The sequence below is a fragment of the Mesorhizobium sp. Primo-A genome, assembly GCF_003997175.1.
In the GTDB taxonomy this organism is placed as follows: Bacteria; Pseudomonadota; Alphaproteobacteria; order Rhizobiales; family Rhizobiaceae; genus Mesorhizobium; species Mesorhizobium ciceri.
Map to the genome: position 1 here is coordinate 63,885 of NZ_RZTG01000002.1, position 21,875 is coordinate 85,759.

Genomic DNA, 21,875 nt, shown 5'->3' on the forward strand with positions numbered 1-21,875 from the left:
GAAGGAATTTTGATCGTGACTGAGGACCATTCCGCGAATGCCGGTACGGCAGAACCCGCGCGCTTGCCGCTCGAAGGCATCAAGGTTCTCGATCTCTCGCGTGTGCTGGCCGGGCCGTGGGCAACGATGAGCCTTGCCGATCTCGGCGCCGAGATCTGGAAGATCGAGAACATCGACGGCGGCGACGACACCAGGGCGTGGTCGGTGCCGAGCTACAAGGGTGTCTCGACCTACTATCTCTGCGCCAATCGCGGCAAGCAGAGCATCGCGCTCGACATGAAAAGCCCGCAGGGGTTGGCGATCGTGCGCGAGCTGGCGGCGAAGGCCGACATCGTCGTCGAGAATTTCCGCTCAGGTACCGCCGATAGGCTCGGCGTCGGTTTCAAGGAGCTCAGCGCGTCAAATCCGCGGCTGATCTACTGTTCGATCTCCGGCTACGGCCAGACCGGGCCCGATGCCGGACGGCCCGGCTATGATTTCGTCATGCAGGCCGAAAGCGGCCTCATGGCCATCACCGGCGAGAGCAATGGCGAACCGATGCGTGTCGGCGTCGCCATCACCGATATCGTCTGCGGCATGGTCGCCACGCAGTCGATCCTGGCGGCGCTTTACGAGCGCGCGACGACCGGCAAGGGCCAGTTCCTCGACCTGTCGCTGATCGACTGCGCGCTCAGCCTGCTGATCAATGTCGGCAGCGGTTACCTTAACACCGGCCAAGAGGTCGCCCGCTACGGCAATGCCCATCCGACGGTCGTTCCCTATCAGATATTCGAAGCCTCCGATGGCAGCTTTGCGCTGGCGGTCGGCAATGACCGCCAGTTCGCGGCGCTGTGCGAGAAGGTCGTTGATCTGCCACATCTGGCTGGGGATTCGCGCTTCATCAAAGCAGGGGCGCGCGCCACCAACCGTGAGGCGCTGATCCCGCAACTAGCCGCCGTCTTCAAGACCAAGCCACGTGACCACTGGATGGCCACCTGTGCCGCCGCCAGCGTGCCGGCCGGCACGGTAAAATCGATACCGGAAGTCTTCGACAGTCCCAATGTGCGCGAGCGTGGCCTCGTCCAGACCTTGCCGCATCCGCATCTCGGCTCCGTCGCCATGGTGCGCCCGGCGCAGGGACTTGCCGCGCAGCTGACCGCGGACTTCACCGCGCCGCCGATGCTGGGCCAGGACACAGCTGCCGTGCTGGCCGACGTGCTCGGCTATAGCGCCGAGATCATCGACCAGCTGATCGGCACCGGCGCCATCGGCGTCTATACGCCGGCCGCCGAACCGATCCCCGCCTGATCTTCATGGAGCTTGACGGGCCTTCGTCTCGCATTTGCAGGTCGACTGAATGGTTCTTCAACAGGGCGAAGAGCCGTTCCTTGTTTTGGGGCAATCCCCTGGGGAAAGCGCTATGCGCTTTTCCCGGGAAACCGCTTCACCTTTTCTGGAATTGCTCGGCCGGCTACTTCTGCTGGCCGTAATTCTTGTAGCGCCCGCGAATGGCGGGGATCTCGCTGCCCTCGATGAGCACCGGCGTGCCGGCGCTGCGCGCCAAAAGGTACTGCCGCGCCAGGGTTTCCAGCTTGATGGTGCGGATGAGCGCCGTGTCGAGATCGCCGCCGAAGGCGATCATGCCATGATTGGCGAGCAGGCAAGCCGTGCGGTCCTTGAGCGCGACGACGGCAACCTTGGCCAGTTCGCTTGACGCGAAAAGCGCATAGTCCGAGCAGCGCACATCATCGCCGCCGAAGCCCGCCACCATGTAGTGGAACAGTGGCAGCGGTTCACGCAGGCACGACAGCGCCACGCAATGGTCGGGATGGGCATGCACGACGGCGCCGGCCTCGGGAAACGCCTTGTAGATTTCGGCGTGCATCTCCCATTCGCTCGACGGCCGGAACGCAGCGTCCCAGGATCCATCGAGCTGCATCGCCACCATTTGCTCCGGCCGCAAGGCGCTTGTGGCTATTCCCGTCGGCGTGATCAGCATGCCGCCTGTCGTGCGCACGCTGATGTTTCCGGTGGTGCCGACATTCATCCCGCTGGCGTCCAGCGTCTGCGTCGTGGTGATCAGGCTCGTGCGTTCGATTTCGAGTTCCATCACGATGCTCTCCTTGCCGGTGGCCATGTGTCGATCGCCGGCGCAATAGTGCTCGGCCGTGTCATGTCTTGCAGAACGTCGGTGAAGATATCGGGGCCGCCGAGCTTTCCCGATTTCAGCATCAGCGCCAGCGGATCGGAGGGCCGGCCGGGGAGGTGAGCGATGGCGCGCGACAGTCCGGGGCCCTCATAGGCGCCCATGGCGATCCGGTCGATGCCGAGCGCCTTCACCACCGAACCGGCGGTCTCGCCGCCGGCGACGACGAGCCGGCGGACGCCGAGTTCGCGCACCAGAATCTGGGCAATCCCGGCCAGGATCTCTTCCGCCCTTGCCGCCACCATATCGCGGCCATGCGCCTGCTGCAGCGCTTCGACGGTCGCTTGCGGCGCTGTCGTAGCAATGGCGATCATCGCGCCGGGCAAATGCCGTTGGGCGAAGGTACGCGCTTCGGCCATGACATCGGCGCCGGCAAAGGCGCTGGCAAGGTCAATCGTCAGCAGTGGATTGTTTTGCGCAAAACGCTCGAGCTGTTCGATGGTGCGGTCGGCGACGCTGCCGGCCAGCACCGCTGCCGGCCCTTCGACGGCCGGCAGGCTGGCGGCAACGAGATCGCCTGAATCCAGCAGCCCATGCGTGAGCCAGGCCGGTGGCAGATGCGCGGCGACTGAGGAATTGCCGGTCATCAGCGGCAGGTCGAAGGTGGCTTCCGCGATCGCCGCCAGATCGCGCTCGCGGATGGTGTCGGTGACCAGCAGCGTCTCGCCGCGCCTGCTTTGCTCTCCTATAGCGCTCCGGATGGCTCCAGCGCCGGCGTCGACGACGAGATAGGGCACCAGCCCGACCTTGCCCCTGCTCTGCGCCTGCAGCACGCGAACCAGATTGGAATCGGTCATCGGCGTCAGCGGATCGAAGCGCTTGGGCGACTCAGCAAGCAGCTGGGGACCGCCGAACATATGCCCCTGATAGACGGTGCGCCCAGTCTCACACAGCGCGGGGGCGAACAGTGTGACGCCGCCGCCAAGGCGCTCGAGCAGCGCTTCGGCGCAAGGACCGATATTGCCCGCGGGCGTCGAATCGAAGGTGGCGCAATATTTGAAGAAGATCTGCCGCGCGCCAGCTTCGACCAGCCGGTCCGCGGCCTCCAGCACCTGGCGCACCGCATCGCTGGCTGCGATGACGCGGGTCTTCAGCAGGATCACATGGGCAAGATTGCCTGATGGGATCGGCGCGTCCAGCCCGACCGTGCATCCCGTCGGAATGCCGCGCGCGACCAGCATCGACGCCAGCTCGGTGCCGCCGGTCAGATCGTCGGCAATGGCGCCGAACAGCAAGGAAGGCATCGACGCGGTCATGCGGCCCGTCTCATGTCTGCCGGTTTCGGGGCGGCTTGTCTCATGTCGGTGGTCAGGCCATTCGTGGTATCATATACACAAGCCACGCGACGCAGGCGACGCCTGCGCTGTTGCAAGAACGGAGAGCGGATGTGACTGCTTCTATCGCGCCGATCGCGCGCGACAATCTGACGACGCGTGTCTATGAGGAGCTTCGCCGTGCCATGATGGAAGGCCGTTTCTGGCCGGGCCATCGCTTCAAGATCCGCGACCTTGCCGCCAGCCTTCAGGTGTCTGAGACGCCGGTGCGCGAGGCGCTGATGCAGTTGGTGCGCGAAAAAGGCCTGGAGATGGAGGCCGGCCGTTCGATCACCGTCGCCCAGCTGTCGCTGGCTCAGTATCTGGAACTGCGCAGCATCAGGCTGCATCTCGAAGGCATGGCGGGTGCCGCGGCAACGACGCGCATCGAGCCGCGCGAGATCGACCGTCTGGCGGCGGTGCATGAGAAACTCATTGCGAACGAGGACAATGGCCGCTGGTTCGAAGCCGTCCGCGACAATTGGGAATTCCATCACTCCATCTACCAGGCGGCGCAAATGCCGGAGCTGCTGGCCATCATTGAGGGAATCTGGCTGCGCAACGGACCGCTGGTGAACTACCAGTACCCTCACGCCCGGCCGACCTATGACGGCCGCCACCGGCATCTCGACATTCTTGAAGCGCTGCGGGCGCGCGACGAGAACGGTGTGCGCAAGGGCATTCAGCAGGACATGATCGAAGGCGGCCGCCTGCTGGTCAAGGTTCTCGAACGGCTGAACGACGGCGCGGTCACGCCGGAGGAACTGCGCCGCGCTGCGCAGAACGGCCGACTGGTGTCGGCCACCGGCTGAACAGTTTGTTCCTTTCCACCGCATTGGCGCCGGTCACGCCACCTGCGCCGCGGCGGCCATGCCCGCATCGGCAGCCTGCAGGGCGAGATCTATATCTTTTGCGGTGTGCGCAGCACTCAGGAACATGTTGTGCCGGGGATGGAAATAAGCGCCTTCGCGCAAGGCGGCCGAGCAGAATGCGTTGGCTAGCTTGAATTCGGCATCGCCGTCGAACAGCACCATCGGCATCGACACCGGACCTGTCTGTCGCAGCGAAAGACCATGCTTCTTCGCTGCAGCATCGAGGCCTGAGCGCAGCCTGTCGCCGGCCTGTGTCATGTGGGTGACGGCGTCGGTATCGCGCAGCGTGCTGATGGTAGCGATCGCCGCGGCCATTGCGACGGCGCCGTACCAGAAAGAACCCGTCACATAGACCTTGGTCGCGGCTTCGCGAAACCGGTCGGTGCCTGCGATGGCGGCCAGCGGATAGCCATTGGCGATCGCCTTCGAGAAGGCGGACAGGTCCGGCCGTACGCCGAGCGGCTCCCAGCTGCCGGCGAGGTCGATGCGGAAGCCGGCGCGCACATCGTCGACGATCAATGCCGCATCGGCAGCGGTGGTGAGTTCGCGCGCCCGTTTGGCGAAGGCGGCGGTCGGCAGTTCCTGGTCGCGGGCGATGTCGTGCCGGAAGGCAGTGACGACGACAGCAGCGAGATCGTTGCCGGCCTGCTCGACGGCCACTTCGAGGCTGGCGACGTCATTGTAGTCGAAATGGATCAGATGGGCGCGGTCCTCGGCGGTGACGCCGGCCAGCGATGGCGTGCACCACGGCACGGCACCGTGGTAGGAGCCGCGCGCGACCAGCACCTTGCGTCGGCCGGTGCCGGCGCGCGCGATCGTCACGCAGGCCGTGGTGGCGTCGGTGCCGTTCTTCTGCAGCATTGCCCAGTCGGCATGCGCGACCGTCTTGACCAGCAGCTCCGCCAGTTCGACCAATACCTCGCCGGGGCCGTTCATCGCATCGCCGAGGCGACGCTGCCGGGCGGCAGCCTCTTCGACTGCTTGATGATGGTGGCCGAGAATGTTGGGCCCCCAACTGCACATCAGGTCGATGTATTCGTGCCCGTCGACGTCCCAGACCCGGCAGCCGTCGGCGCGTTCGAAGAATTGTGGATAGGCGGAGCCGAGATAGCGCGTCGCCATGTGTCCCCACATGCCGCCCGGAATGACCGAGGCCGCACGCTCGCGCAGCAACTGGTCCTTGGAGTTGATCAGGGAAGGCATGACGAGGTCTCCGCTCATTGATATATCATATATTGAATTTGATGTTGGAAGAACAGGATTTGCTGGCCTTCCGGGATGGAGAACAGGGAGGCGACTGTCGCCTCCCCGTATTGTTTTGCTCAGTGGCTGAGTTCTGCCAGCGGCAGGTTGCAGCAGGCGCTGTAGCGCACGCCCTTGACGTCCGACTTGTAGGCCAGGATCAGGTTCGGGCTGATCAGCGGCAGGATGATCCTGTCCTTGATCATCTCCTCGCCGGCCTGGTGCCACAGCTTGGCGGCCTCGTCGCCGCTTGCCGCAAGGGCTGCCTTGTAGATATCCGCTTCCTTCGGGTTGAGCACCGACGGGTCGCGCTCCGCGCCGGCACGGCGCGACCAAGGGCTGCCCTTCGTCATTGCGAAATAGTCGATGTATTGCGAGGTGCCGTAATAGTCCGGCGCGTAGAACACCGCCGTCATCGGGATGCCGTCGCCATTGACGCGCTCGCGCCAATTGGCGAAGGGGATCGGCTGCAGGTCGAGCTTGATGTTGATCTTGGCCAGATCCTGCTGGACCTTCTGCATCAAGAGCGAGAGATCGACGCCGTAGACGTTCATGCCGGGGAACGCTGCCTCCATCTCGAAGCCGTCGGCGTGTCCGGCCTTGGCCAGAAGTTCCTTTGCCTTGGCAACGTCATAGGGCTGCGCCTCGAAGCCCGAACCGCCGGGGAAGCCGAGCGGGATCGGCGCGCTGATCAGCTGACCCTCGGAGCCGATGGTGAAGTCGAGGATAGCAGGACGGTCGAGACCGAGCGAAATGGCCTCGCGCACTTCGGGCGTCAGCGGCACCTTGTTGGCCTTGGCGCCGGGCGACAGCGCCACATAGATGAAGTTGTAGGACGGCACGGTCTCGATCTTGACGTCGCTGCCGGTCATCGTCTTGGCCGTGTCCGGGTCGATCTGCATGGCGATATCGGCGGTGCCGCTCTGCAGCATCTGCGCCTGCGCCACCGCATCCTTGGTCTGGCGTATGACGACTTCGCTCAGCGCCGGCGCCGTGCGCCAGTACTTGTCGTTGCGCGCCAGCCGCAGTTCCGAATTGGGCTCATAGGATTTCAGCACGAACGGCGCGCTGCCGGCCGAATGGGCCAGGAACCAGGCCTCGGCATTGTCTGTCGTCGAGGCGTCCGCATCGGCCTTGGCGCCGGCTTCGGAAGCAACCTTGCTGTTGACGACCGCTGCGTAGGGCGCCGCCGCGATGTTGAGGAATTCGGAGCTCGGCGCGACCATCTTGACGACGACCGTATGCGCGTCCGGAGTCTCGATCGAGGCGACATTGTCCATCAGGAACGAGGCGCTGCCCTTGAGGTTCTTCAGCCGCTCCCAGGACCATTTGACGTCCTTGGCTTCGACAGGCGAACCGTCCGAGAATTTGGCGGCCGGGTCGAGCGTGAAGGTGAAGCTGCTCTGGTCGGCATTGCCTTCCCACTTCGAGGCGAGCAGCGGGATCAGCTTGTTGTCCTTGTCCAGCGTCAGCAGCGATTCGTAGACGCTGGAATTGTAGATCTGGCAGGTGTCGCAGAAGGCGCGGTGCGGATCGAGCGAATTGAGGTCGATGTTACGCGCAATGACCAGCGGCTTGCTGTCCTGCGCGAAGGTGGCAGGCGCCCAGAAGGCGCTGGTGGCCAGCAGCACGGCCGCCAGCATCGTCGCCCTGGTCTTGGCTCTTGGTAGGATCGTCATGTCCATTTCATTCTCCCATTTTCTTGTCAGATCTTTGTGGCAATGCGTTGCTCTATCCACCCACGGCAATGAGGGATTGAAGCGCGGCCTTGAGCTTATCAGCGCCGCCCAGTGCGGCGCGGTTGAGCGGGGCCGATACGACGGGAGCCGAGAGGCTTCCCGTCACATGCAGGATCTCGTGATCGAGATAGTCGAACACGCGATCCTGAATCTCTTGTGTCAGCCGTCCGCCAAGCGACAGTCCACGCTGCACCTGCTCGACGACGGCCACCCGGTTGGTCTTGCGGATCGAGGCCTCCACCAGCGGCCAGTCGAGCCCGGTCGGGTCGAGGCTGCGCAGATCGATGATCTCGGCATCGACGCCGGTCTCCTCGACCACCTGCTTGGCGACGGCGACCATGCTGGCACTGGTGAGCAAGGTGCAGGCACTGCCCGGCCTGACGGTTTTCGCCTTGCCGAGTCGCACGCAATAATCGCGGTCATCCGCAGGCACAGGCCCTTCGCTCGGGAACAGTTCGACATGCTCGATGACGACGACCGGATCGTCGCATTTCAGCGCCGAATTCATCAGGCCGATATAGTCGAAGGGCGTCGTCGGGGCGACGATGCGCCAGCCGGGAAACAGCGCGAACAGGCCAGACGGATCGCCCGAATGCTGCGAGCCGTAGCCGGTGTGCGGCGAGACGCGCACCCGGATCACGATCGGCACCGGGAAGCCGCCGCCGAACATGTGGCGCACCTTGCTGACCGCATTGAACAGCTGGTCGGCGGCAACCAGGCAGAAATCGCCGAACATGATCTCGACGATAGGCCGCAGCCCGCAAAGCGCTGCACCCAGCGCCACGCCGACAAAACCGTTCTCGGCGATGGGCATTGCCAGTACACGCTCCGGCCAGCGTTCCAGCGCACCCTTTGTGGCGCCCGAAACGCCGCCGCGCAGCCGGTGCACATCCTCGCCCATGATAATGATGCGCGAATCCTTTTCCATGGCGCGCGCAATCACCTCGGACGCGGCAACCATGAACTTGACCGGCCTGGTGTCGGCTGGCGGCATATCCTCGATCTCGAGGAAACGCTCGCCCTTCAGTTCGGAAAGATCACCGCGTATCTGGTTGTCGACGCCGCCTGGGTCTGGCCACAGATGGTCGGGAATGCCCAGCGCGTTGCCACTCATTTCGGTGAGCGAATCGGCAGCGGTGTTGACCACCTCCATGACGCGCTGGTCGAGTGTGCCGAGGTCGGAAGCGTTCAAAATGCCCATCGTCTTCAGGCGAGCCGCCATCGTGACCAGCGGATCGCGCGCTTTCCAGGCGTCTTCCTCGGCCCGCGTGCGGTAGCCGAATTCGCTACCCGGGCGCGCGCCGCTCTGATGCAGGAAGCGGTAGCAAAGCGCCTCGACCAGCACCGGGCCACCGTCTTCCTCGATCGCCCGGCGCGCCTCGCGCATGGCATGGTGGACCGCCACCACATCCATGCCGTCGCATTCGATGCCGCGAAAGCCGAGCATAGGTCCGCGCGAGGCCAGCCGCGTCTCGCGCGTCTGCTCGTTGATGTGCGTCGAGACGGCATAGAGATTGTTTTCGGCGAAAAAGATCACCGGCAGCCGGTAGAGCGCGGCGATGTTCATCGCCTCATAGGCCGGCCCCGCCATCATCGTGCCGTCGCCGAAAAAGGCGACCGAGATGTTGCCGGTACCGAGCAGCTTGTCGGCCAGCGCATAGCCGGCCGCATGCGGCAGGTTGCCGCCAATGATCGCGCTGGTGCCAGGGATGCCGGAGGCATCGTCGCGCATATGCATCGAGCCGCCACGGCCGCCGCAATAGCCTGACTTGAGGCCCATGATCTCGGCCATCAAGCCGCGCACCGAGCCCTGCATGTCCGGGTTGAAAGCGTCATGCAACGGGTCGAATCCGCCGGGCGTCTGCGCGTTGACAAGCTTGGCCAAGACCTGGTGATGGGCGCGGTGGGTGCCGTTGATGCGGTCGCCCGTACCGAGCACGGACATGGCGCCGACCGCCGTCGCCTCTTGTCCGATGCTGGCATGCGCCGGACCATGCACCAGCCCGGCATTGGCGAGATCGAGCACTTTTTCCTCGAAACGGCGGATGAGCAGCATCTGCTGATACCAGCGCACCAGGCTCGAAACCTCGGCGTCGTTCCAGTCCGAATCGTCGACGTCGAGCCGCAACCAGGGCGCCGATGGCTGGATCGATGTCTGCTGGACCATGTCAGCTATTTCCGTTCTGGTAGATGATATATCAAATATTTTCTCAGTCGATTGCGTCCGGGCACTTTTCCTGGGCACTGCACTGGCTTGCGGGCACCGCACAAATGGAATTAAATTTCATTTTCTGTGCGAAGCCGAGACTAAGCCGGGACGGCGGCGTTCCGCAAGAGGAATTTTGAAGCCAGTTTTCGAGCCATTCCGGCGACAAGCCCCCTGCACCAATTCACGGAGGGAGCGGCTCTGCAAATCAGGCATTCGGCTGGCGGATCGGCTGGGTAAGCGAGCGGCTAGCGATCGGCCTGATGCTGGAAGAACTGCAAAAACAATTCCCGCTCGGTGGTGATGTCGAGCTTCTCGTAGATGCGCCGGCGATGGTTCTTGACCGTGCCGACGGTGATGCCGAGGCGCTCGGCGATGTTGGCCGTCGGGTGGCCGGCGAGGATCAACTGAACCAATTCCCGCTCGCGCAGCGACAGCTCCGGCCACAGACTGGCCGGGATCGTCGGCTCCTGCCGGGGCGAGGCGCCGGGGCCTGTCGGCGCCGACGTGCGGGAGAATTTGGTTCCGCGCGCCTTGATGTCGAGCGCATGCAGCGCCTCGAATACAGGCAACCGCTCGTCCAGCAAAGCGATCTCGCTCTCCTTGAACGACGTGGTCGAGCGGTCGAGGAAGATGCCGAGGCACCAGTCGCCGCCATCGGCAAGCATGATGCCGACCTCGTCGCAGATCTCCGACTGCGCCAGGAAGCCGGCAATGTACTGGCCGCGCTTGGCCTCGTCGTCGGCGAGCCGTTTCAGCGGCATGATGCCCAACCTGCGCTCGCGCCGCCACGAGGCATAGAACGGGTCGAACACGTAGTAATTGTGGAGATAGCGCCGGACCATCTCATCCGAGAAGCGCCGGTGCTTGATGAATTCGGGTGTCTGCGTCGCCGAATAGCGCGTCACCGTGACGAGGTCGTGGTCGATGTCGGCGCCGATCAGGTCGATCAGGCAGTCGACATGCCTGTCCGTGCCGATGGCGGCGATCGCTTTGGCGAGCGGCGCCCAGATATTGCCCATGCCCATGCCCTTTTCTCGGCGATGTCAGCCCAACCGTCATTGTGTCTTTAGGCATATGGCGCGAGGCCATCCAATGAATCTAGCCTGGCGTCAACCTAGACCAGATCCCGAGGCGACCGTGACCCAACCCAATCTCACCGCCCCCATTGTCGGCAACCCAATCGTCATCGGCATCGACGCCGGCGGCACCATGACCGACACGATCCTTGTCGATCAGGACGGCCACTTCAAGATCGGCAAGTCGGCGACCACGCCGAAGAACGAAGCCGAGGGTTTTCTGGCCTCGGCCGAGGACGCGGCGGATGCCTGGGGCATCTCGCTGGAATCATTGTTTTCAGGCGTCAACGTCGTGCTCTATTCCGGCACCGGCATGCTGAACACGCTGTTGTCGCGCACCGGCCGCCGGCTCGGCCTGATCACCACCAAGGGCCTCGAGGACATGATCCTGATGGGCCGCGGGCTGCAGGCCTGGGCCGATTATTCCTACGCCGACCGGCTGCATGCGGTCACCCACCATCATCCCGATCCGCTGGTGCCGCGCCGCCGCACCCATGGCGTCACCGAGCGGATCGACCAGTTCGGCGACGTCGTGCTGCCGCTCTATGAGCACGAGGTTTCTGCAGCCGCAAAAAAACTGATCGCCGACGAGGTCGAAGCGATCTGCATCATGACCATCTTCTCGCACGTCAATCCGGTGCACGAGAAGCGCATCGCGGAAATCTGCCGCGAAGAGGTCGACAAGGCCGGCGCCGACATCATCGTCTACACCAGCCACGAGGTCCGCCCGGTCATCCGCGAGCAGTCGCGGCTGAACTCGGTCCTGATCGAGGCCTACGCCACCTCGCGCGGCCGCAAGCAGCTTAGGGGTATCGAGGACGTCTCGAAGAAATACGGCTTCAAATATGGCGTGCAGACGCTGCTCTCCTTCGGCGGCCTGACCTCGATCAACCATCCGCGCCTGCATGAAACCATGATCTCCGGCCCGATCGGCGGCATCCTCGGTGCTGCCTATGTCGGCAAGCTGATCGGCAATGATTCGCTGATCTGCTCGGACATGGGCGGCACCTCCTTCGACATGGGCGTTATCACGCGCGGCCAGACGCGGATCGAGAACGAGCCGCTGATGGATCGCTTCAAGCTCAACGTGCCGACGCTGCACCTCGATACGATCGGTGCCGGCGCCGGCATGATCCTCAAGGTCGATCCGCTGACCAAGAAAGTCTCGCTTGGACCGGAAAGCGCCGGCTCCGATCCAGGTCCGATTTGCTTCGCCAGGGGCGGCACCGAACCGACCATTGCCGATTGCGATGCGATTCTCGGCCGGCTCAACCCGCACTATTTCCTCGGCGGCAAGGTCGTGCTGCAGGTCGAAAAGGCCCGCCGCGCCTTCCAGGAGAAATGCTCCGACATCCTGGGCGTCGGGCTGGAGGAAGCCGCCGAAGGCATGATCGACATGCTGGAGGCCGACGCCAACAACGCGCTGCGCCGCGTCATTTCGGGCCAGGGCATCCATCCCTCCGAGTTCACGCTGCTGTCCTATGGCGGCTCTGGCCCGCTGCACCTGGCCGGCTGTTCCAGGGGCATCGGCTTCAAGGACATCATCACCTTCCAGTTTGCGGCCGCCTTCTCCGCCTTCGGCTGCACCACGGCTGATTTCATGCGCCGGCATTCGGTGTCGACGCAGCACGACATCCCGTCACGCGCCGATGAGGCGACGCTGGCCGCCTTCGGCGTCAAGGTCACCACGGTCTGGAACGACCTGACCAAGGCCGCGGTCGACGAGATGATCGCCGACGGCCATGCGCGTGAGAAGATCAGGACCGTGCCGTTCCTGATGATGCGCTACACCGGCCAGCTCGAGGATGTCGAAGTGATGGCGCCGCTGGCTGAGGTCAACTCGGCCGACGACATGCGCAGGGTTATCGACGAGTTCGAGGCGGTCTACGCCAAGGTCAATCATCGCGTGTCGCGCTATGGCGAGGCCGGCTTCACCATCACCGAACTCGGGCTGATCGCCACCGCCGACAAGGTCAAACCGGTGCTGCTCAAGCGTCCGCTCGGCAAGTCGGATCCGGCTTCCGCGCACAAGGGCGTGCGCGAGGCCTATATCGGCGGACGCTGGCACAAGGCCAATCTCTACGAGATGGACCTGCTGCAGCCCGGTCACGAAGTCATCGGTCCGGCCATCATCGAACACCCCGCCACCACGCTCGTCGTTCATCCGCAGGACCGCGTCCATGTCGATGAATGGACGCTGCTGCACTACACCCACGCTTGAGAGGGCACCGCCATGTTGGACAAACCTGCTTCGGCCCTGCGCCTTCGCGAAAGACTGCTCGATTCCGAGCGGCTGATGGAAGAGACCGGCTGCTATGACGGCATCACGGAACTCACGCTGCGCAACCAGGATCCGCTGAAGTTCGAGACGCTGCACACCAAGCTGCGCGCCTATTGCGTCTCGGCTCGCGAAATGGCCCGCCGCATCTCGGCCTCGCCCGGCGTGCGCGAAGTCGGCGAGATGGTGGTCGCCATCTATACGCCCGAAGGCGACGCCATCGCGCTCTCCAACGGCATCATGGTGCATGTCCATACGATGAGCCGCTTCATCAAATGGATGATCAAGAACAATTACGAGGAAAACCCGAAAATCCGTGAAGGCGATATCTTCGCCAACAACGACGCCTTCATCGGCACCGTGCAGGTGCCTGATGTCATGGATGTGGTGCCGATCTTCCATGAAGACACGCTGGTCGGCTGGGCCGGTGCCGTCTGCCACGAACTGGAAGCCGGCGGCATCACGCCGGGCGGCGATGTCTGCCTGGCGCAGGAGCGCTTCACCGAAGGCCTGTTCGTCTGCGCCGAGAAGATCGGCGAGAATGACGAGATCCGGCGCGACTACGTCATCCGCTGCGAGCGCAATCTGCGCATGCCGATCTACTGGGTGCTCGACGAGAAGGCCAAGGTCGCCTCCTGCATCGACATGCGCGAAAGCGTCAAGCAGCTGATCTCCGAGATCGGCCTCGACTACTGGATGAAGGTGTCGAAGGAGTTCATCGAGGAAGGTCGCCGCGCCCAGCTCGCCCGCACCCGCCAGCTCACCGTGCCCGGCATCTACCGCGGCCACACGTTCTACGGCCATGTCACGGCGGGAAAGCCCGGCTTCCAGCTGCTCGGCGATCCCGACTGGCTCTACAACATCCCGATCGAGATGGAGATCACGTCAGACGGCAAGATCACCATGGACTTCGAGGGCACGCAGCCCTGGGGCTACCATTCGATGAACTGCACGCCGGCCGGCATGGATGGCGGCATGTTCGTGACGCTGACCCAGCACATGAATTTCGAAGGCCTGGTCAATGACGGTGCCTGGATGGCGACCGAACTGAAACTGCCGCACGGCACCTGGACCAACCCCGACAACGAGATGGTGGCCACCGCCACCTCATGGGCGCTGCTGCTGCCGGCCTACGGTGTTTTCCAACGGCTTTTGTCGCGCAGTTTTGTCGCGCGCGGCTTCGTCGAGGAGGCCTTTGTCGGCCAGGTCAACAGCCCGATGATCGAGATGGGCGGCGAAAGCCAATACGGCACGCCGTTCGGCATGGCGCATTTCGAGTGCGCTGCCGCCGGGTCCGGGGCGCTCGCCATCAAGGACGGTCTCGACACCGCCTATGTCGGCTGGAACCCGGAATCCGACATGGGCAACATCGAGGTCTGGGAACAGTCGATGCCGATGGTCTATATCGGCCGTTCGATCGTGCCGAATTCCGGCGGCGCCGGTAAATATCGCGGTGGCTGTTCCTTCGTCTCGACCTGGCTGATCAACAAGACCTCACATCTGCGGCTCCACACCTCCGAGCACTCCTCGCGCGTGTTCGACAATGGCGGCATGTGCGGTGGTTATCCGGCGCCGACCTGCCAGAAGCATCGCGCGGTGCGCAACTCAGACATTCACGAACTGGCGGCAAAAGGCGAACCGCTGGCGCATTCGCCCGGCATCGACCCTGACGTCTCCGACTACGAGAAGAACATCGGCGGCGACCATGTCGTGGTCGAAGGCCCCTACATCACCTCGCCGCACAAATCCGGCGACATCTTCAGCCATTCCTACAATGGCGGCGGTGGCTATGGCGACGTGCTGGAGCGCGATCCGATCAAGACGGCATGGGATGTCGAGAACGGCTTTCTCACCCGTGAAGCGGCGGACCAGGTTTTCGGCATTGTGCTGAAGGACGATGAAGACGGTTATCCCGTCGCCGATATCGACGCCACGGTCGAACGCCGCGCCGCCATGCGCAAAGAGCGCCTGGCTAAGGCGATTCCGGTGGCGGATTGGATCGCCAAGGAGCGTGGCCGCGTCGGAAAGGCCGACTTCGCGCCCGAAGTGAAGAAAATGTACGCCAGCGCGATCAAGCTGTCGTCGCGCTTCACCAAGGAATTCAGCGATTTCTGGAACGTCGACGCCAAATCGATCTTCACGCCGGGAGCCAAGCCATGACCTCATACAGCAAGGAAGTTCTGGGCGATCTGGCCGCCGGCAAGCTGCCCTGGCCGCAGACAAGGCGCATCATGAGTGCCTACAAGGATGACGACCGTTTCTTCAAGATGGTTGCCGTCTATCAGGATCGTGTCGCCTGGAAGGACCCGATCCTGCTGCCGGTCTCGGACCATCTGTTCATCTGCCAGAGTGGCGATGAGCGCATTACCCGCTGCGAATGCGGCCACTCCTTCGGCGACTATCGGAAGAACTGGAAGCTCAACGCCGTGATTAACGTGCGCAACACCGAGGAGGCTTTGCGCGAGATCTATCCCAACAGCGATCTCCCTGATCCCGAATGGATGGAAATCCGGGAGTTCATCTGCCCGGAGTGCGGGACGCTGCATGAGGTCGAGGCGGCGGCACCCGGTTATCCCATCGTGTATGATTTCGAACCCGACCTCGAAGGCTTTTATCGCGAATGGCTGGGCAGACCGCTTCAGGGGTCCTGAACGCTCGTCGATGGAGGCTGCGCCGCTGTGATTGCCAAATCCGGTCAGGACTGATTGCCTGCCCAAACGAAGCGGAGACCGTGCGCCATGAACAACCTTTCCGGCCGTAGCGCCATCGTGACCGGCGGTTTCTCGGGCATGGGCTTCGCCATTGCCACGGCTTTGGCCGAGGCTGGGGCCAATGTCGCCGTCGGCTCCTACATCGCGCCTGCCGGCGCCGACAGATCCGATGCCGCCTACTATCCGGCCGCCGACGAGATCGAGCGCGTGCGCTCGGCCCTTGCCGCTCATGGAACGAAAGTTCACGCCGCACACCTTGACGTTCGCGACAGCGACGTCACCAACCGTTTCGCGGCTGACGCCGAGACGGCCATCGGCCCCGCCGACATTCTGGTCAACGCCGCCGGCACCACCGCCGAGCAGCCGGTCTGCGGCCATTCCGACGCGCTTTGGGACAAGATCGTCGACACCAACCTGACCGGCGCCTTCCGCGTCACGCGTGCCGTGCTGCCGGGTATGATCGAGCGCGGCTGGGGCCGCATCGTCAACATTGGCTCGACGGCCGCCTTGGTCGGGTGGAAGGACAACCCGGCCTACTGCGCGTCCAAGGCCGGCCTGCTGGGTCTCACCCGCTGCGTGGCGCTGGAAGGGGCGGCGCATGGCGTCACCTGCGTTATGATCAGCCCGACCTGGGTCGAGACCGAACTGATGCGCCGCAATGTGGCGCAGGTCGTGGAGCGCGAAGGCAAGGGGCGCACGCCAGAGGAAGCGATGGCCGAGATCGCCAGGGGCAACCCGCAGCAGCGCCTGCTGCAGCCGCGGGAGATCGCCGCACTGGCGGTCTTCCTGTGCTCCGATCTCGCCAAGGGCATCACCATGGAGAACATCCAGATCACCGGCGGAGCGCTTTGGTAGCGCTCCAGCGGGGTGCTTGCGAAAGTCCAACTGACGGGGACTGAAAAGGACCAGTGTCTAAAAAGGCGCCGGCATCAGGCGGGGCGCTTCCGCTTGCGACGACCGCCTTAGGACGGATTTTTCGCACGCGCCCTGCATCTCGCATGTGCGAAAAGTTCTTTCGCATCTGCGAGAAAAGGTGTTTACTGCTCTTGTAGCACTCGCCATTCTCACAGGCTGACTCTAGATGAAAGTAGCCGGTCTTCGGCCATTCCTGATAGCAGTGTTGGCGGCAGCTGGGTTAAATGGGCTCACTGATCGCTGTGCGCTTGCCGGGGAATCGGAGTTGCACAGCGCGCGGCTGGTTGGTCGCTTTTTGGCGACCGGAACCCAAGCCACATTTGAATGGCCGGGAACTGCCATCGAGGTTGAATTCCAAGGGGCATGGCTCGACGTAGTGCTTGACGACACAGGCCGCAACAGCATGGTCGTTGATGTTGACGGTGCTGTATCCCGCCTTGACTTGAAGAAGGGCGAACACACCTACAGAGTCGTATTGGATACGGTGGCCGCCCGGCACGCCGTGCGTCTTGTCCGCCGAACCGAAGCGTCATTCGGCGCGACTGTTCTCAAGGATATCCGGACCGACGGATCTTTTCTGCCGCCGCAGCCGAAAACCCGCAGCTTTTTAGTCATCGGCGACTCCATCTCGGCGGGTTACGGCGTCGAGGGCAAGGACGCCAAATGCCGGTTTAGCGCCGATACCGAGAACCAGTACTTGACCTTTGCCGCAGTCGTGGCGCGCCGCTTTGGAGCAGACGTTACGACGCTTGCAGCATCCGGGAAGGGCCTTGTCCGCAATTATGATGGCAGCACCAACGCAACGATGCGCGACCTCTACACGCGACTGATGCCGTCACGTCCTGACCGGGAGCAACTGCCTGATACCAATGTCATTGTCGTGCATCTCGGCAGCAACGATTTCAGTGGTGGCGCGCGGCCGCCGGATTTTGTCGCACGCTACGCGGACTTGCTTGCCCAATTGCGCGCCAACGCGCCTGGCGCAATGATCTATGCCGGTATCGGCCCGATGCTTTGGGGCGCCGACCTCGATGCCGCGGTGTCGGCCGTGAACAAGGCCGTGGCGGTCCGTCGTGCCGCGGGTGAAAGAAAAATTGCTCTGATACGATTCGACAGTCCGGGAGGAGTTGCTTCACGCGGCTGCGACTCGCATCCAAATGAAATCGGCCAGGGTCATATGGCCGATGAACTTGAGGCCCGTGTGAAAGCGGACCTTGGCTGGGAAGAGACAAAATGACTGTAGCTTCGACGGTTGGCGTAGAATCACCAACGGTGCTGCCGGACAGCACCAATGTTCGTCGCAAGCTGCTCGGGCTCCAAGTTCTAAGGTTCGTCGCCGCTTTTGCGGTGGTATTGTTCCATATTGGAAGCGGTTTTCAAATAGAGTTTGGTCTTAAGGAAAATATCTTTGGATTCGGAGCGTCAGGCGTTGATATATTCTTCGTAATCAGTGGATTTATAATCGCTTACACCACCGATGAGGCCAAAGGCGCCTGGCAATTCTGTCGCCGCCGCATAGTTCGTATCGTTCCGCTCTATTGGACGCTGACGGCAGGTATCGTGTTGATTGCGCTGATGAAACCCGGTCTGCTGAATTCGACCGTCGTGAGCGGCGAAACGATCCTGAAATCACTGTTCTTCATCCCGTTCGAAAAGGTCGACGGTTCGATTCAGCCGCTGCTCTTTCTCGGCTGGAGCCTCAATTATGAGATGTTCTTCTATGCAATATATGCTGCGTGCATAGCTTGCGGCCTGCGCGGCCCACTGTCGCCATCCATGTTCATAGTAGTTCTCGTGGCGATGGGTCAATTCATCCAGAGTGAAAACGTCGCTTGGCGCTTTTATACAAATCCGCTGATGCTGGAATTTGTTTTTGGCATCTTACTTTACCTGGCATATGTGCATAGTGCGAAGCTTTTCGTGGGACGTACGTGGCTTATGCTTGCGATTTTCGTGGCGACAATAGCCATTCGGCAAATGATACCTGATTTGCCCTGGCTTCTGGCGAACGGCGTCCCTGCCGTGGTTTTAACCGCCGCCGCTTTGTCTTGGTCGCCCCCCCGGACGCGCGCGATAACATTTCTGGTTTTGCTCGGAGATGCATCATACTCGCTCTACCTCTCGCACCCCTATGTGATCCAGCTGGCGAGCAAACTGCTACCGCATCAGTCAGGGCTGATGGCGCAGGGGCTGGCCGGCATCGTGGCATGCGCGCTGTCCATAGCGGTATCCATTGTCCTTTATACAATGATCGAGCGACCCGCGCAGGCTCTCTTCAATGGCTTGGCAGCCCGTAGGCAAGCCTCCTCGACGCTCAGGAAAACCGAAAATCATATCTGACTCGCGATGGGAACAGGCCGCCCACTGCCTCTGGATTTGTGACGGATCGCCCTGTTCCAAGGTGCGACGACTCGGTATCCGCCGCTTGGCCAATTCGCGTAAGATAAGTTGACCGGATTTGCCATTGAGCGCCGGGCGCGATAGGTTATATTGCACTGCACAATGGAGAAGCCGTTTATTGCACGCCCATGTCTGCGAAAAATCCGGCCGGCTCATGGCTTGCCGGCACTGGGTCGTGTCGGCGGGACTCTGAGATGAAGATTCCAAAGTCCCTGCTGGTCGATCCCGAGAAGAACTCGGTCTATGGCGCCTTTGCCGTAGCCGTCTCGATCTGGGCGTTTTCCTATTCGTTCATTTTCGGCCAGGTGCTGATCCTGGCCTACTACGCGGTCTGGCTTCCACTCGTCATGGTCGACTACCGGCGGTTTCTGCGGCATCTGTCCAGCGCCTGGCTGCCGCTGCTGTTTGCCGCCTATGTCTGCTTCTCGATTTTCTGGTCGGTTGCGCCGGGCATCACGGCAAGGACGGCGTTCCAATATCTCTCTCATATCGCTTGTGCCTATATCGCGGCGCGCACCGTCAGCGTGCGCGCATTGACGATAGGCGCCCTGGTCGGGATTTTCTTCATCCTGCTGTATTCGTTGCGGGTCGGCAATTATTCCGACGATGTTCTCGACGGCACCTACAATTTCGTCGGCGCGTTTGCCTCCAAGAACCAGCTCGGTTTTGTCGCCTCGCTCGGCATATATTTCAGCGTGGTGTTCCTTGCCTTTTACAGGCGCGGCCGGCTGAGCCTCATGCTTACAGCGCCTCTCATTCTGCTGTCGGCCTATCTGCTGTTCGTCTCGCATTCCGCCACCTCGATGGCCTCTATACCGGCGGTTCTGGCGCTGGTGACGCTTCTTGCGATGAGCAAAATTTTGTCACGGCGCTACCGCCGGGTGATTTTCCTGATCGGCGCCGGTCTGCTGGTCGTGACTGCCTTTGTCGCCTTGAATCTCGGGCTGATGGACTTCGTCCTCGGCCTCTTCGGCAAGGATTCGACGCTCACCGGACGGACCTATCTGTGGGAGCAGGGCTGGAATGCCGTGCAGAAATCGCCGATTCTCGGCGTCGGCTATGCCGCCTATTGGGTGCAGGGCTTCGCCGAAGCCGAGCGGCTGTGGAACGAGTTCTACATCACCACCCGCACCGGCTTCCACTTCCACAACACCTATATCGAGGCTCTTGTCGAACTCGGCTTCGTCGGAGCGACGCTGGTATCGCTGATCGTGCTGCGCACGCTCTACGGCCACGTGTCGGCGGTGGTCTTCAAGACATGGCGGGCCGAGCCGGTGATCCTCGCCGGCGTGATGGTGCTGCTGCTGATTCGTTCCTTCGTCGAGGTCGAGATACTCAACCCCTATTTTACGGGTTCCTTCTTGATGTACTACAGTTTCTTCAAGCTGGCGCGGCTGCCCGTTACTACCCGCACGCGGCGGTCGCAGGCGCCGGCGGATGCGGCCACGGGTGAAGCTGATTGGCCCCGGCATGCCGGCCGTCCGGCGGCCGCTGGGTCGTCATAAGCAATCAACTCGCGGGTTGAAGTCAGGGCAGCGGGAAGCCTTCGCCTGGCAAGCATGGTGCTCAGCAAAAATCCGCCCCTCACGGGACGGATTGAGATGCTGGATGGTATCGGGCTGTGGGCTACTGGCTGGCCAGCGGCGCCAGCTTGACCTTGATCACATCGCCAGGCAGCACGAGTGTGTCTTCCTTGGCGGCGATTTCGCTGGTCTTGCCGTCGACATTGCGCACCAGTGAATAAAGCAGGGCGGGCTGCTGATCATTTGTCATGGCGGCCACAGTCGCGGGATCGGTAGCCTGGGCTATCAGGCCTTTCTGCATATTCGCCTTCAGCGCGGCTTCGTTCAGGTCGGCTTCGGTCTGCTGCCGGGCGGTAGCGAGGTTTGAACTCAAGGTGTTCTGGGCATCGATGGCGTCCTGCTTCGCCTTGCTGATCGACTGCTTGGCGGTGAGGATGGCGGTTTCGTAGTCCAGGATCTTGCCCTGCAGGTCGGCAACCGACTGGCGCGAATCCAGCAGTCGGGCGTTGGCGATCAGGCCTTTCTGCGCTAGCGGGCCGATGCTGGCGAGCTGCTGCTGCGCCAAGTCGACCTGCTGCTGCTGGTTGACGATCTTCTTCTGCAGCGATTCGATCTCGGATTCCAAAACCCCTTTGAGATCGTCGAGCGCTTCAAGCTTCAGCTTCAGCGCCTTTTGGTCCGCTGTCAGGATAGTCATTTCGTCCGCGACGATGGCTGGCAGTCTCGGATCGCCCTCGACCTCCTTAGGCACGTCGAAACTGGCCTTGCCGGCCATATCCGCGTCGATGCGGGCGCGCCTGACGATCAGCCGAATGCGCTGGTCGTCGGAGACATCGAAATTGCCCTTGGCGGTAACCAAGTCCTTGCCGAGTTGAGGTCCGTAGTCGGCGTTTCGCCGGATGCCTCCGGCGACGCTGATGGCCTTCAACACTGTCAGGTCAGGCACATATGGAAACTGGCCGGGGTTCTGGACTTCGCCCGAAATGTAGAATGGCCGGAACTGCGCCATCTCGACCGAGGCTTCCGGTCTGTCTGACAAAGCGAGTTTTTTCTGCAAAGCCTCGCCGATCGCCGTTGCGATTTCGGACGTGGTCTTGCCGGAGGCCGGCAGTTCGCCGGCGAACGGCACCGACAGCGTGCCGGATGGACCGACCGTGTACTCGCCATTCACCGCCGACCAGTCACGGAATGTGCCTTCCACGGTCTGCCATTCGGCGACGCGGATGGTGAGCTTGTCCTGCGAGCCGAGGCGATAGTCGCCGGCGGCGGCCATGTCCGGGACGACGAGGGCCATGGCAAGGCATGTGGCCAGCAAACGCGCCCGCCGCAGGCGGCCGGAAACCGGGCCGCCGCGAAAGGCTTCGAACAAATCTGTTTTCAACTCAACGTTCCGATCCGCTATAGCCCCATCG

At 62.5% G+C, this 21,875-nt stretch carries 16 protein-coding genes; 9 read left to right on the top strand and 7 right to left on the bottom strand.

Annotated elements, in window-relative coordinates; translation table 11 throughout:
- Positions 1 to 15: 15 nt before the first annotated feature.
- Positions 16 to 1,287: a CaiB/BaiF CoA-transferase family protein gene (locus EOC83_RS03130; protein WP_063170445.1), complete on the top strand. Its 1,272-nt coding sequence runs from the start codon at positions 16 to 18 to the stop codon at positions 1,285 to 1,287.
- Positions 1,288 to 1,450: 163 nt separating this feature from the next.
- Here EOC83_RS03130 and EOC83_RS03135 read toward each other — a convergent pair whose 3' ends face one another.
- The gene (locus EOC83_RS03135) at positions 1,451 to 2,089 is read right to left on the bottom strand and encodes a class II aldolase/adducin family protein (protein ID WP_063170446.1); all 639 of its coding nucleotides are present in this window, start codon (positions 2,087 to 2,089) and stop codon (positions 1,451 to 1,453) included.
- Positions 2,089 to 3,441, bottom strand: coding sequence for a 3-oxo-tetronate kinase (gene otnK, locus EOC83_RS03140; protein ID WP_063169871.1), 1,353 nt, complete (start codon positions 3,439 to 3,441; stop codon positions 2,089 to 2,091). The genes EOC83_RS03135 and otnK overlap by 1 nt, the downstream gene beginning before the upstream one ends.
- A gap of 131 nt (positions 3,442 to 3,572) precedes the next feature.
- Here otnK and EOC83_RS03145 point away from each other — a divergent pair, with 131 nt between their 5' ends.
- A complete protein-coding gene (locus EOC83_RS03145) occupies positions 3,573 to 4,310 on the top strand; it encodes a GntR family transcriptional regulator (protein WP_013528131.1) in 738 nt (245 codons plus the stop codon).
- 33 nt (positions 4,311 to 4,343) lie between these two features.
- Here EOC83_RS03145 and EOC83_RS03150 read toward each other — a convergent pair whose 3' ends face one another.
- The 4 genes from EOC83_RS03150 to EOC83_RS03165 all read right to left on the bottom strand — a co-directional run bounded on the left by EOC83_RS03150 (position 4,344) and on the right by EOC83_RS03165 (position 10,585).
- Entirely contained in the window at positions 4,344 to 5,573 is a 1,230-nt protein-coding gene (locus EOC83_RS03150) for an aminotransferase class III-fold pyridoxal phosphate-dependent enzyme (protein WP_082826632.1), read from the bottom strand.
- Positions 5,574 to 5,692: 119 nt separating this feature from the next.
- Complete coding sequence (locus tag EOC83_RS03155) at positions 5,693 to 7,255, bottom strand: ABC transporter substrate-binding protein (RefSeq protein ID WP_164747171.1); 1,563 nt, start codon at positions 7,253 to 7,255, stop codon at positions 5,693 to 5,695.
- 88 nt (positions 7,256 to 7,343) lie between these two features.
- Positions 7,344 to 9,518: an alpha-ketoacid dehydrogenase subunit alpha/beta gene (locus EOC83_RS03160; RefSeq protein ID WP_063169872.1), complete on the bottom strand. Its 2,175-nt coding sequence runs from the start codon at positions 9,516 to 9,518 to the stop codon at positions 7,344 to 7,346.
- A gap of 287 nt (positions 9,519 to 9,805) precedes the next feature.
- Positions 9,806 to 10,585 carry a helix-turn-helix transcriptional regulator gene (locus tag EOC83_RS03165; protein WP_063169873.1) on the bottom strand — a complete coding sequence of 260 codons (780 nt, stop codon included), beginning with the start codon at positions 10,583 to 10,585 and terminating at the stop codon, positions 9,806 to 9,808.
- 112 nt (positions 10,586 to 10,697) lie between these two features.
- On the opposite strand from EOC83_RS03165, the gene EOC83_RS03170 reads away from it, so the two are divergent.
- The 7 genes from EOC83_RS03170 to EOC83_RS03200 all read left to right on the top strand — a co-directional run bounded on the left by EOC83_RS03170 (position 10,698) and on the right by EOC83_RS03200 (position 20,445).
- A complete protein-coding gene (locus EOC83_RS03170; RefSeq protein ID WP_082826633.1) occupies positions 10,698 to 12,857 on the top strand; it encodes a hydantoinase/oxoprolinase family protein in 2,160 nt (719 codons plus the stop codon).
- A gap of 12 nt (positions 12,858 to 12,869) precedes the next feature.
- Positions 12,870 to 15,074 (top strand): hydantoinase B/oxoprolinase family protein, encoded by a 2,205-nt coding sequence (locus EOC83_RS03175; protein ID WP_063169874.1) that lies wholly within the window; start codon positions 12,870 to 12,872, stop codon positions 15,072 to 15,074.
- Positions 15,071 to 15,565 (top strand): acetone carboxylase subunit gamma, encoded by a 495-nt coding sequence (locus EOC83_RS03180; RefSeq protein WP_063169875.1) that lies wholly within the window; start codon positions 15,071 to 15,073, stop codon positions 15,563 to 15,565. The genes EOC83_RS03175 and EOC83_RS03180 overlap by 4 nt, the downstream gene beginning before the upstream one ends.
- A gap of 87 nt (positions 15,566 to 15,652) precedes the next feature.
- Positions 15,653 to 16,480, top strand: a complete 828-nt coding sequence (locus EOC83_RS03185) for an SDR family NAD(P)-dependent oxidoreductase (RefSeq protein WP_013528123.1) — start codon at positions 15,653 to 15,655, stop codon at positions 16,478 to 16,480.
- 226 nt (positions 16,481 to 16,706) lie between these two features.
- A complete protein-coding gene (locus EOC83_RS03190) occupies positions 16,707 to 17,777 on the top strand; it encodes an SGNH/GDSL hydrolase family protein (RefSeq protein ID WP_082826634.1) in 1,071 nt (356 codons plus the stop codon).
- A complete protein-coding gene (locus tag EOC83_RS03195) occupies positions 17,774 to 18,880 on the top strand; it encodes an acyltransferase (RefSeq protein ID WP_024501842.1) in 1,107 nt (368 codons plus the stop codon). Before EOC83_RS03190 ends, EOC83_RS03195 begins: the two co-directional genes overlap by 4 nt.
- Positions 18,881 to 19,134: 254 nt before the next feature.
- Positions 19,135 to 20,445 (top strand): O-antigen ligase, encoded by a 1,311-nt coding sequence (locus EOC83_RS03200; RefSeq protein ID WP_063169877.1) that lies wholly within the window; start codon positions 19,135 to 19,137, stop codon positions 20,443 to 20,445.
- Between the two features lie 121 nt (positions 20,446 to 20,566).
- Here the strand turns inward: EOC83_RS03200 and EOC83_RS03205 are convergent, their stop codons facing one another.
- Entirely contained in the window at positions 20,567 to 21,832 is a 1,266-nt protein-coding gene (locus EOC83_RS03205; protein ID WP_063169878.1) for a polysaccharide biosynthesis/export family protein, read from the bottom strand.
- Positions 21,833 to 21,875: the final 43 nt, after the last annotated feature.